We start from the raw sequence: 11,560 nt of genomic DNA on the forward strand, positions 1-11,560 counted from the left end.
GTCCCGCGCGACGTTGCGGCGGCTGTACCGGCATCCGGGCTCGGGGGCGCTGGTGGCCATGGAGTCGCGGGCGCGTCGCTTCCCGAAGGGGCTGGCAACGTTCATCGGGCTGCGAGATCAGGGCTGCCGCACGCCTTACTGTGACGCGCCCGTCCGGCACCGCGATCACGCCCGACCCCATCATCAAGGCGGTGCCACCAGCGCGGCGAACGGGCTGGGGATGTGCGAACGCTGTAACTACGCCAAGGAGGCGCCCGGCTGGCGCGTCACGGCCGCCGTGGACGAAACAGGCGGCCACCGAGCCGAATTCGAGACACCGACCGGGATGCGCTACCAATCCGGCGCGCCGCCACCGCCCGGGCAATTCCCGATCGAAGTCAGTGAGATCGAGCTCCGGATCGCGATCGCGCTGCCCGATCTGCACGCCGCCTAAGCTGGCGGGTATGACAGGTCTTGATTTCGACGCGCTCTATCGCGGTGAGAGTCCCGGCGAAGGCCTGCCGGCGATGGCCACACCACCATGGGATACCAAGGCGCCCAAGGAGAACGTCATCGCCTGGCACGCCGGCGGCTTCGTCCACGGCGACGTCCTCGACATCGGCTGCGGGCTCGGCGACAACGCAATCTATCTGGCACGCAACGGCTATCACGTGACCGGGCTGGACATCTCACCGACCGCGCTGGTCACCGCCGAGCGGCGCGCCCAAGACGCCGGGGTCGACGTAACGTTCGCGGTGGCCGACTCCACGCGGCTCGAGGGTTACACCGAGGCGTTCGACACGATTGTCGACAGCGGCATGTTCCACTGCCTCGACGACGAGGGAAAGCGCCGCTACGCCGCCGCGGCGCACCGGGCGACCAGGCCCGGAGCCACGTTGCTGATCAGCTGCTTCTCCGACGCGAATCAGAGCGACGACGAGTGGCCCCGCCCCGTGGTGTCCGAGGAGACGCTGCGCGACGTCCTCGGCGGAGACGGCTGGGACATCGAATCCCTCGAGCCCGCGACGGTGCGCCGCGAGCTGGACGGCAACCAGGTCGAAATGGCGTTCTGGCACGTCCGGGCGCGGCGACGCTAGCTGCTACGGCGGCGGAGGAGGGCTCGGCGGCGGCGGCGCGGGCGGGGGCCAGGTGCGGCGCGGACGGATCGGCCCGCAGTTCAGGCCGATTTTGCACTCCCAGGCGGCCGACGCTTGGGGTTGGTCCGGGTCGCAGCATTGGTCGTCCGGAGATGAGGGCGTCGGCTCTACGGTCGTCGGGGGGTCCGCGTTGATGCGTGGCGCACCAACACCGTCGACCTCGACGCTTCCGAACGCCAGGGCCAGCGCGGCGGCACCACCGCCGCACGCTGCGGCAATCCTCATGGCGGTTCGAGTCGCCATGACAGCCATTCTCGACCCGTCCGAGCTGGATGTACAGCGCTAGTTACCCTGAACCGGTGAATCTCGACGTCAATCAGGCCTCTATCCGCGAAGTGTGCGACGCAGGCCTGCTCGCGGGCGCGTTGACGATGGTGTGGCAGCGCGGAGAAGTGCTGCAGGTCAACGAGATCGGCTACCGCGACATCGACGCGAGCGTGCCGATGCGGCGCGACACGCTGTTCCGCATCGCATCGATGACCAAGCCGGTCACGGTCGCGGCGGTGATGAGCCTGGTCGACGAGGGCAAGCTGACGCTGAAGGACCCGGTGGTGCACTGGGCGCCGGAACTGGCCGACGTGCGGGTGCTCGACGACCCGCACGGTCCGCTGGACCGGACGCACCCGGTGCGCCGCGCCATCCTGATCGAGGACCTGCTCACCCACACCAGCGGCCTGGCGTACGGCTTCTCCGTATCCGGGCCGATCGCCAAGGCCTACGTGCGGCTGCCGTTCAATCAGGGCCCGGACGCCTGGCTGAGCGAGCTGGCCAAGCTGCCGCTGGTGCATCAGCCCGGTGACCGATTGACCTACAGCCATTCCATCGACCTGCTGGGGGTCATCGCGTCGCGTATCGAGGGCAAGCCGTTCAACGAGGTTCTCGAGGAACGGGTCCTGGGTCCGGTCGGCATGCCCGACACCGGGTTCTTCGTCTCTCCCGCGGGGCGCCGCCGCGCGGCGACCATGTACCGGCTCGACGGCGAGGGCCGGCTGCACCACGACGCGATGGGGCCGCCGCACATCAAGCCACCGTCCTTCTGCAACGCCGGCGGGGGGCTGTGGTCGACCGCCGACGACTACCTCCGGTTCGTGCGGATGTTGCTGGGCGACGGGACGATCGACGGCATGCGGGTGCTCTCCCCCGAGTCCGCCCGGCTGATGCGGACCGACCGGCTCACCGACGAGCAGAAGCGGCACAACTTCCTCGGGGCGCCGTATTGGGTGGGCCGAGGATTTGGGCTGAACCTGTCGGTCGTGACCGATCCGGCCAAGAGCGCACCGCTGTTCGGGCCCGGCGGTGTGGGAACGTTCAGCTGGCCGGGCGCCTACGGGACGTGGTGGCAGGCCGACCCGTCCGCCGATCTCGTGCTGATGTACCTGGTGCAGAACCTGCCCGACATGTCTGCGGATGTGGCCGCGGCCGTCGCGGGCAACACGTCGCTGGCGAAACTCCAATCGGCGCAACCGAAGTTCGTCCGCCGCACCTATCAGGCGCTCGGGCTCTAACGCCATGGTCGACTACCCGCCCGTCCGCATCACCGGGCAACGGCTGGTGCTGCGCCCACCGATGCTCGACGACGCGGGCGCGCTCTTCCAGCGGATCGCGCGCGACCCCGAGGTCACCAAGTACCTGCTCTGGGCGCCGCACCCCGACGTGGCCGCGACGAGGCGGGTCATCACCGAAAAGCTCAACGTCAGCGACGAAGAGCGGACCTGGGCGATCGCGCTGAAGAACAGCGGCGAACTCATCGGGCTGACCAGCTGCCGGCGCGCCGTGCCGCACTCGGTCGAGATCGGCTACTGCATGGGACGACGTTGGTGGGGCAAGGGTTACATGTCCGAGGTGCTCGACCTGCTGATGTCGGCGCTGCAGGCCGATCGCGGGGTGTACCGCGTCTGGGCGTCGTGCAGCGTCGAAAACGAGCGCTCGGCGCGGCTATTGGAACGCGCCGGTTTCGTCCTCGAGGGCCGACTCGGCCGCTACGCCGTCTTCCCCACCATGGGACCCGAGCCGCAGGACAGCCTGCTCTACGCCAAGATCCTGCGCTAACGCAGCGGTTCGCGAGGCGCGAGGAGGTTTCCCCGCATGGTTAGTGGGAATCCGAGATGTGACATGAGGTGCATCGGGGCACACGCGAGCCGGTAGCGATAGGGAGAAGGTGGCCTGCCGATGACCACCGCCACGCGGCCCTTCCACGGGCACGGACGCCACGAATTGCCTGGCGGCCGTCACGAACTGCGCCAGGGCCGGCGAAGCTTCGCGCGGCCGTCGCGCACGTCAAAGGTCTTGCTGCGCTTGCGATCCCGGTTGGGGATCATCGTAGGCGCCGCCGCGCTTGCGCTGCTTTCCGGCGCCGCGGGCGCCCTCTTCGTGGTCGAACTTCGCCCGATTGCCCCGGCCGCGACGGGTCCCTCCGCCCCTGCCCAGCCGCCCGCCGCCACCATCGAGCAGGCGGCGGCCAAGGCGAGACCCAGTGTGGTCAAACTCGAGACGGCGACCCCCGCGCGGACCGACGAGGGCTCGGGAGTCGTGCTGAGCGCCGACGGGCTGATCCTCACCAACAATCATGTCGTATCGATGCCGGGCCCCGGCCCGGCGGCGACCATGGCGACGCTGGCCGACGGTCGCGCCGCGCCGTTCACCGTCGTGGGCGCCGATCCGGCCGCCGACATCGCCGTCGTTCGCGTTCAAGGGATTTCGGGCCTGGCCCCGATCACCATGGGCTCGTCGACCGGCCTACAGGTTGGCCAAAACGTGGTTGCCATCGGCGCGCCGCTCGGGCTGGACGGCACGGTCACCACCGGGGTGATCAGCGCGCTGCACCGCCCGGTGTCGGGCGTCACCGGCCCCGCCGGCAGCAGCGCGGTGTTCGACGCCATCCAGACGGACGCCACGATGAGCCCCGGCAGCTCCGGCGGCGCACTGGTCAACACGGCCGGGGAAATGATCGGGCTCAATTCCGCCATCGCGACGATGGGAGCCGTTTACCCCGGCGGCCCGGCCGGCTGGATCGGCGTGGGTTTCGCCATCCCCGTCGACCAGGCCAAGCGCGTCGCCAACCAGTTGATCGCCAGCGGCAACGCGACGAACGCGTCGCTGGGTCACCGCTGAGGGGATTCGATCAACGATTCGCTTCATTTTCCGCTGCGAATACCGCGCTGTTTGCTTTTGCAAATCAATTGCATCTGCGCCGCCGCCGCCGCTACTGTTTGCCGTACCAAGAGCCCCGAACCTCAAGTCGGCCAATCAATTACCAGGAGAAGGCTATGCCAGCTGCCGCCAACTCCACCGCACGCGCGCACGGGGGCACTCGACCCGATCCCGAGCGCCAAATCCACCGCGCGTGCGGGGATGTCCGCGCCGCCCTGTTGGGGGCGCTAGAGCTGCTCTCGGGCACGAGAGTGCCTCGCATCGGCCGCGACGACATTTTCAGGGCGTTCAGCGACCTGGGACGTATTCAGCAGAATGTCGACCTGGCTCTGCACGCCACGAACCTCTTGGACCAGATGGTGGGCATTCCCGCCGAGCAGCGCCAGCCGTGGTCGTACTACCGCGACCTTATCCGCGGGCAAGCGACAGAACCCGCCGGCAACTCGCGGCGAGGAGAGGTTCGACCCCGTCGAAGGCCGCTCGCACCATCGACGCCCCGGAGAAATCCTGGTTCGCCGTATAGTCGGTGCTGACGACGATCGTGGCCAGTCCCGCGGCGGTCGCAGCCCGCAAGCCGATCTCCGAATCCTCAATCGCCAGAGCATTTTCCGGGCGAATCGCGAGCCTTCGCAGCGCGATGTGATAAACCTCCGGATCGGGCTTCAACCGGCTGACGTCGTCTCCGGTCACCAGCGCATCCACCGCCTCGCCGCCGAGGAGCCGACTCACCAACGGCTCGACCCAAGCGCGCCGCCCGGTGGTCGCAACCGCGATGCGGATGCCCTCCTCCGACAAGCTGTCGACCAGCGCCCGAAGCCCCGGCCGCGCCACGAGATCGCCGGACAGCACTCTCTGCCGGAACAGCTCCGTCTTCGTGAGGTGGATGTCGGCGGCGAGGCCGTCGGCCCGGTCGCCGAAGCCACGCTCCCGCAAATCGGCCGCGATTCGCCGTCGTCCGCCGGTGATCTTCAGCAACCGTCCGTATTCTTCGACACTCCAGGATATTTCGAGTCCATGAACGGCGAACGCCTCGTTGAACGCCGGCCGGTGGCCGTCGCGCTCCGTGTCGGAGAGGGTCCCATCGACGTCGAAGATCACCGCCGACAGGGCCGCGCTATCGCGGGCCATGAAGCAGGTGGTGCAGCAAGATCATTTGTGTGATGGCCAGAGGGGTGCTGCGAGCGTCGGGACCGATCCTGCCCAGGCACGAGGGCACGTCGTTGCGCGCATCGCCCAGCGCATGCCAGAAGATCTTTTCGGCCGCCGCGTTTTCTTCCGGTGCGGTGTACCCGTGGATGTGCAGGCTGTCGACGGGCCGGCCATCGGTGTCGCGGGCAAGCCGGAGATGTGCCGTATGGGTCAAGGCGGGGCGCAAGATGTCGGTCAGGTCGGGCTGGCGGATGGTCGGGCGCAACAGCACCTCGACGGAAAGCGGAGTGCCCGGCGGATCCGCACGCGACGGGATCGGAGCGAAGCTGACGACGATATCGGCGTGCGCTCGTTGTGGCTGAACGAATCTCGAGTATTCGAGCGTGCCGGCTTCAATTTCGGCGGCCACCTGATCGGGACCGTACCCCCGAAGAGCCGTGTCCCGCTTCGTCTTCCAATCGCGCCTCACCTCCTCCGGCGTGTCGAGAAACACCGTGACGTCAAAGCAGGCGCGCGCAAGCTTGCTGTACAACGGCAGCACCCCGTGCACGATGATGACATCGTTGGGCTCGACCAGCTCAGGGGGCACGCGGCACCCGGTGGCGTGGTCGTAGACCGGTTTGAGCACCGGCTGGCCGATGGCCAGCAGTTGCAGGTGCTGTTCGAGGATCGCGATATAGCTGCAGTCCGGGTGCAGCGATGTGAACGGTTTGCCTTGACGCTCCGCGCGATCGAATCGTTGATAATCGTCGGTGGACACCGAGACGCATCGGTCCGGCCCGAGGGCCTCGACCACGCCGGAAGTGACCGTGGTCTTGCCCGCACCGCTACCACCGGCGACCGCCAGCATGACGGGCCGGCGACGCTCGCGGGCGGCGCGACCGATTCGGACGCTCTTCTCGGGCAACCCGTCCACTCACTCCCAACTCGGCGATCGACCGAGGGCTTTGAGCGCGGCGTTGGCGATCGCCGTCGGGGTCAGCCCCAGGTGCGCGGCCACCTGGGGCCCGGGCCCGCTTTCGCCGAACCGGTCCAGGCCCACGACCTCGTCGCGATCCCGCGCGATGGCCCGCCATCCGGTGCGGACCCCCGCTTCGGCCCACACCACCGGGGCGTCGGCCCACAGGTGCGGATCACCGGATAGCGCCTCCTGCAACCGTTCTCGCCACATGACCGAAATGACGGCGGCGTATACGCCCCGATCGGCCAACAGGTCCGCGGCGTCCAGGGCGAGCGACACCTCCGACCCGCTGGCCGCGATAAGGACGTCGGCGTCGCCCTTGGTTTGGCGCACCACCCTGAACCCCAGTTCACGCACGGTTGACAGGGCGCCGCCGAGCGGCGGGAGGTTTTGCCGGGTGAGCACCAACACCGTCGGGCCGGAGAGGTTCCGCGAGGCGATGTCCCAGGCCAGCACCGTCTCGGCGGCGTCGGCGGGGCGCAGCACCGTGAGCCCGGGAATCAGGCGCAGCGATTCGACGTGCTCGATCGGCTGATGCGTCGGCCCGTCCTCGCCGACGTACACCGAATCGTGGGTGAACACGTAGATGACGGGCTGGCCCATGAGCGCCGACAACCGCAGCGCCGGCCGCAGGTAGTCGGAGAAGACGAGAAAGGTACTGCCGAATGGGCGCAAGCCGCCGTGCACCGAGATACCGTTCATGACCGCGGCCATCGCGTGCTCGCGGATGCCGAAATGAATGGTGCGACCCGCATAGTCGCCGGCGCTTACGTCCCCGCCGGGAATGGCGGTGTTGGTGGACCCGGCCAAGTCGGCTGAACCACCCACCAGGGCCGGGTAATCCGCGGCGAGGGCTTTCAACGCGGCGCCGGACGCTTGGCGGGTGGCCAGCCGGCCCGGCGGCACCGAGTCCGTCAGCCGCGCAAAGACTTCGGCGCCTGGCGGGCCGGGCACCCGGTTGAGCGGAAAGTCGACGGCCAACTGCGGATGGTCGGCACTCCAGCTGGCATAGGCGCGAACCCATTCGGCCCGGGCCGCGGCGCCGTCGGCCGCCAGGGCGGCCGTCGCCGAGCGCAGGTTTCCCGGCACATAGAACGCGGTCGGCGGCCAATCGACGTTCTCTCGCATGGCCGTGATGGTTTCGTCGCCCAACGGGCTGCCGTGCACCTTCGAGGTCCCCTCGAGGCCGGGTGCCCCGTAGCCGATCGTGGTCCGCAACTTGATGAACGTGGGGGCCGAGTCGACGGCGCGGGCCTCGGCCAGGGCCCGGTCGATGCCGGCGACGTCGTTGCCGTCCTCAACCGACAGCGTGTGCCACCCGTAGGCGGCGAACCGTGCCATCGCGTCGTCGGCGCAGCTGAGCTCGGCGGGGCCGTCGATCGTGACGTTGTTGTCGTCGAAGATGACGGTCAGGCGCCCCAGCCCGAGCCGTCCGGCCAGCGAGGCCGCCTCGTGACTGATGCCCTCCATCAGGTCGCCATCGCCGGCCAGCACCCACGTGCGGTGGTCGACAACCCGATGCTCGCCGTCGTTGCAGCGCGCTGCCAGCATCCGTTCGGCCAAGGCCATTCCGACGGCGTTCGCCAGCCCCTGTCCCAGGGGCCCGGTCGTGGTTTCCACTCCCGGGGTCAGCCCGAACTCGGGATGCCCGGGTGTGCGGGAGCCGAGCTGCCGGAACTGCTCGAGCTCCGACAGCGCCAGGTCGTAGCCGAACACGTGCAGCAGCGCGTACAGCAGCGCGGACCCGTGCCCGGCTGACAGCACGAACCGGTCCCGGTCGGGCCAGTGCGGATCCGCCGGGTCGTGGCGCAGGTGCCGCGACCACAGCACCCAGGCGGCGGGCGCGGCGCCGAGCGGCAGGCCCGGGTGGCCGCTGTTCGCCGACTGCACGGCGTCGGCCGCAAGGAACCGCAACGTGGTGATCGCGAGCCGGTCTACTTCGTCGGTCAGCGCCTGGCGGCTGCCGGCAGTGCTGGGTGCCAGGGTCATCGCGCCCCGACTTCGGCCTTGATTCCGGCCCCGGCCGCGTCGCGCAGTGCCGCCACGCGATCCGCAAGCGCGCCCTGCCCTTTCAGCAGGGCCGAGCCGGCGCAGAAGACGTCGGCCCCGGCGCGCGCAGCGGCGCCGATTGTCGCGTCGCCAATGCCGCCGTCGACCTCCAATTCGATGTCCAGCCCGCGCCCGTCGATCTCCGCTCGGGCGGCGGCGATCTTGCGTTCCATCGCCGAAAGATACTGCTGGCCACCGAATCCCGGGTTAACCGTCATCACCAGCAAGAGGTCAACAAGGTCAAGGACGTTAGTCACCGCTTCCAGCGGGGTGGCCGGGTTCAGCGCGACGCCGGCCCGCGCGCCCAGATCCGCTATGGCGGAAAGCGTCCGGTGTAAGTGACGCGTGGCCTCGGCATGGACGATGACGATCTCGCAGCCGGCTTCCACCCATCGGGGGAGCATCGGATCCGGGTCGTCCACCATCAGATGCGCCTCGAACCCCATCGATACGTGGGGCCGATTGGCGGCGATGACGTCCGGCCCGAAGGTGAGATTGGGGACGAAACGACCGTCCATCACGTCCCATTGAATTCGGTCGACCCCCACCTTCTCCAGCTGCCGGACTTCCTGGCCCAGTTCCGAAAAGTCCGCGGGCAGAACTGACGCGACGAGAGTCGGCACGCGCGTGTCCATCCAACCTCCTCTTGGTTCGCAGCGATGCTAGGGCGGCGATCTGGGCGCACGTTCCCCCTGCGCGGGGGATTGAGCGGGTTATCTGCCGGTGTGAGTACCAAAGTCCCATGACTGCGCGCAGGTCGGCCTCTATGGTGTAGCCATGGTGACGGCGGTCACAGGCCCGGTGCGGCTTGTGTTGGTGGACGACCACGAGATGGTGATCGAGGGTCTCAAGGCGATGCTCGCCGGCTTCAGCAGCCGGGTTCGCGTTGTGGGCCAGGCTGTCGGCGTCGAGCAGGCACTCAGCGTCGTCGACAGCCTCGATCCCGACGTCGTGCTGTGCGACGTGCGGATGCAGGGCTCCAGCGGGCTCGATCTATGTTTGGCTCTGCGCCAACGCGATCCGAACCGCAGGGTCGTGATGCTATCCGTATACGACGACGAGCAGTATCTGTTCCAATCGCTTCGGGTCGGCGCGTCGGGCTACCTGTTGAAGAGCATCAGCAGCGACGATCTGGTCCGCCAGCTGGAGCTGGTGCGCAACGGCGAGACCGCAATCGACCCGGGCCTGGCCGCGCGCGCGGTGGACACGGCTTCACGGTTGCAACGCGACGAGTTCTGGCCCGGCGCCCGGCAGGGCCTGACCCAGCGAGAGAGCGAGATCCTGTCCTTCATGGTGACCGGCCTGTCGAACCGCGGCATCGCCAACAAACTGGTGATCGGCGACGAGACGGTCAAGAGTCACCTGCGGTCCATCTACCGCAAGCTCGGCGTGAGCGACCGCACCGCCGCCGTCGCCACCGCCCTGCGAGAAGGCATCTACCAGTGAGCAATACGGTGCGCGACCTGGTCGAGGCCGACCGCGAGCTGGCGCTGCTGCGCGAGCTGATTCAAGCGGCGTCCAGCGGACCCGGTGTCGAGCCGCTGGCGGCCGCCGCGGCGCGAATGATCACCGACGCCACCGGAACCGACGTCTGTTTCGTGCACGTGCTCGACGACACCGACCGGTCTTTGACGCTGGCCGGCGCGACCCCTCCGTTCGACCGCCAGGTCGGGCAGGTCAGGCTGCCGTTGGGGTCCGGCATCTCGGGCTGGGTGGCCAGCCACCGCCAACCGGTCGTAATCACCGAACGCAAGGAGTCCGATCCTCGGTACCTGCCCATCGAGGGTTTGGACGATTCAAGTTTCACGTCCATGGTTTCGGTGCCCATGGAAACCGATCCCGGCGGCCTCGTCGGTGAGCTGACCGTGCATACGGTCGAGCGGCGCGCGTTCACCTCGGGCGACGTCGAGCTGCTGCTGGTGATCGGACGCCTGATCGCGGGCGCGCTGCACCAGGCGAGGCTGCACCGCCAGCTGGTGGTCCGGGAACGCGCGCACGAGAACTTCGTCGAGCAGGTCATCGAGGCGCAGGAGATCGAGCGCCGACGCCTGGCCGGCGACATCCACGACGGGATATCGCAACGGCTCATCACCCTGTCCTATCGGCTGGACGCGGCGGCGCGCGCCGTCGGCGACGACCCGGACGAAGCTTCCGTGCAGCTGGAGGCTGCCCGCGAATTGGTGGACTTGACGCTTCAGGAGGCACGCGCGGCCATCGGCGGTCTGCGGCCGCCCGTCCTCGACGACCTCGGCCTGGCCGGCGGGCTGGCCAGCCTGGCCCGCTCGATCCCCCAGATCCAACTCGAGGTAGACCTGGCCGATACCCGGCTGCCCGAACACATCGAGCTCGCCCTCTACCGGATCGCGCAGGAGTGCCTGCAGAACGTCGTCAAGCACGCCGACGCGTCGCTGGCGCGGCTGGTCTTCGCCGTCGACGACGACACCGCCCGACTCGAAATCATCGACGACGGAGTGGGTTTCGACACTCTTGAGCACCCGCTGGGCAACGACGAAACGCGCGGTTATGGCCTGCTGTCGATGTCGGAGCGCGCCGAGCTCGTCGGCGGGCGGCTGCACATCCGGTCGCGGCCGGGCTCGGGCACGTCGGTCACGGCGACGATTCCGCTGCCGTCCACGCGTGCTTGACCTCCAACTCGTCGAGCGCGCGTTGCAGCGCGTGCGCGTCCTCGGCCCGGACGCTTTCGACGAAGTGGACCAGGGCGGCCCGCCGGTCGCGCGAATCGGCCACCTGGTCCAGCGCGTCCAGCATCAGCTCGGCGACCAACTCGTCGCGGCCGCGCGCCGGCGCGTAGCGGTGGGCACGGCCGGCGCGGTGCGCGACCACGAGTCCCTTGTCGGCCAGCCGGTGCAGGACCGTCATGACGGTGGTGTACGCCAGGTCCCGGCTCACCGAGAGCGCTGCGTGCACCTCCCGCACGGTCTGCGGGCCGGGATCGCTCCACAACTGTTCCATGACGCGGCGTTCGAGCTGTCCCAACAGCTTCCGGCCGGACTTCCAGTTGGCCACGGCCGACCCTATCCTCCGCGGCGACACCGCGGCCTCACCCAGGGGGTGGATGCGCCGGGTGAATTGATCAACCATTTACTTCATCTTG

General features: G+C 68.8%; 13 protein-coding genes. 7 read left to right on the forward strand and 6 right to left on the reverse strand.

The genetic code is table 11. The annotated features are described in order from the left end of the window. Both A5712_RS14755 and A5712_RS14760 read left to right on the forward strand, forming a co-directional pair. Window positions 1–433, forward strand: a 433-nt coding sequence (locus tag A5712_RS14755; protein WP_197519391.1) for an HNH endonuclease, incomplete at its 5' end; no start/stop codon positions are given. 10 nt (window positions 434–443) lie between these two features. Beyond that, window positions 444–1,076 (forward strand): class I SAM-dependent methyltransferase, encoded by a 633-nt coding sequence (locus tag A5712_RS14760; RefSeq protein WP_068106383.1) that lies wholly within the window; start codon window positions 444–446, stop codon window positions 1,074–1,076. Between the two features lie 3 nt (window positions 1,077–1,079). Here the strand turns inward: A5712_RS14760 and A5712_RS30850 are convergent, their stop codons facing one another. Continuing rightward, window positions 1,080–1,379, reverse strand: coding sequence for a hypothetical protein (locus A5712_RS30850; protein ID WP_156766576.1), 300 nt, complete (start codon window positions 1,377–1,379; stop codon window positions 1,080–1,082). Between the two features lie 56 nt (window positions 1,380–1,435). Here A5712_RS30850 and A5712_RS14765 point away from each other — a divergent pair, with 56 nt between their 5' ends. From A5712_RS14765 to A5712_RS14775, 3 genes are all read left to right on the forward strand, one after another. Further along, window positions 1,436–2,641 (forward strand): serine hydrolase, encoded by a 1,206-nt coding sequence (locus tag A5712_RS14765; protein ID WP_068106386.1) that lies wholly within the window; start codon window positions 1,436–1,438, stop codon window positions 2,639–2,641. Between the two features lie 4 nt (window positions 2,642–2,645). Beyond that, complete coding sequence (locus A5712_RS14770; RefSeq protein WP_068106389.1) at window positions 2,646–3,185, forward strand: GNAT family N-acetyltransferase; 540 nt, start codon at window positions 2,646–2,648, stop codon at window positions 3,183–3,185. A 120-nt stretch (window positions 3,186–3,305) separates the two neighbouring features. Further along, window positions 3,306–4,247: a S1C family serine protease gene (locus A5712_RS14775; protein WP_068106392.1), complete on the forward strand. Its 942-nt coding sequence runs from the start codon at window positions 3,306–3,308 to the stop codon at window positions 4,245–4,247. A 447-nt stretch (window positions 4,248–4,694) separates the two neighbouring features. On the opposite strand, the gene A5712_RS14780 is transcribed toward A5712_RS14775, so the two are convergent. Genes A5712_RS14780 through rpe form a run of 4 tightly spaced genes read right to left on the reverse strand, consistent with a single transcriptional unit; the run spans window position 4,695 to window position 9,080 of the window. Then, on the reverse strand, window positions 4,695–5,384 hold the full coding sequence (locus tag A5712_RS14780) for an HAD-IA family hydrolase (protein ID WP_231982129.1): 690 nt from the start codon (window positions 5,382–5,384) through the stop codon (window positions 4,695–4,697). A 16-nt stretch (window positions 5,385–5,400) separates the two neighbouring features. Further along, window positions 5,401–6,351 (reverse strand): phosphoribulokinase, encoded by a 951-nt coding sequence (locus tag A5712_RS14785; RefSeq protein WP_197519392.1) that lies wholly within the window; start codon window positions 6,349–6,351, stop codon window positions 5,401–5,403. Then, window positions 6,352–8,385, reverse strand: coding sequence for a transketolase (gene tkt / locus A5712_RS14790; protein WP_068106399.1), 2,034 nt, complete (start codon window positions 8,383–8,385; stop codon window positions 6,352–6,354). Beyond that, a complete protein-coding gene (rpe, locus tag A5712_RS14795; RefSeq protein ID WP_068106402.1) occupies window positions 8,382–9,080 on the reverse strand; it encodes a ribulose-phosphate 3-epimerase in 699 nt (232 codons plus the stop codon). The genes tkt and rpe overlap by 4 nt, the downstream gene beginning before the upstream one ends. 142 nt (window positions 9,081–9,222) lie before the next feature. Here rpe and A5712_RS14800 point away from each other — a divergent pair, with 142 nt between their 5' ends. Both A5712_RS14800 and A5712_RS14805 read left to right on the forward strand, forming a co-directional pair. Further along, window positions 9,223–9,891: a response regulator transcription factor gene (locus tag A5712_RS14800; RefSeq protein ID WP_068106406.1), complete on the forward strand. Its 669-nt coding sequence runs from the start codon at window positions 9,223–9,225 to the stop codon at window positions 9,889–9,891. Beyond that, complete coding sequence (locus A5712_RS14805) at window positions 9,888–11,090, forward strand: GAF domain-containing sensor histidine kinase (protein ID WP_068106411.1); 1,203 nt, start codon at window positions 9,888–9,890, stop codon at window positions 11,088–11,090. The genes A5712_RS14800 and A5712_RS14805 overlap by 4 nt, the downstream gene beginning before the upstream one ends. On the opposite strand, the gene A5712_RS14810 is transcribed toward A5712_RS14805, so the two are convergent. Then, window positions 11,053–11,547, reverse strand: a complete 495-nt coding sequence (locus A5712_RS14810) for a BlaI/MecI/CopY family transcriptional regulator (RefSeq protein ID WP_082973446.1) — start codon at window positions 11,545–11,547, stop codon at window positions 11,053–11,055. The two genes, A5712_RS14805 and A5712_RS14810, sit on opposite strands and share 38 nt — an antisense overlap. Window positions 11,548–11,560 lie beyond the last annotated feature (13 nt).

This window comes from Mycobacterium sp. E2327, from assembly GCF_001672675.1.
GTDB lineage: Bacteria > Actinomycetota > Actinomycetes > Mycobacteriales > Mycobacteriaceae > Mycobacterium.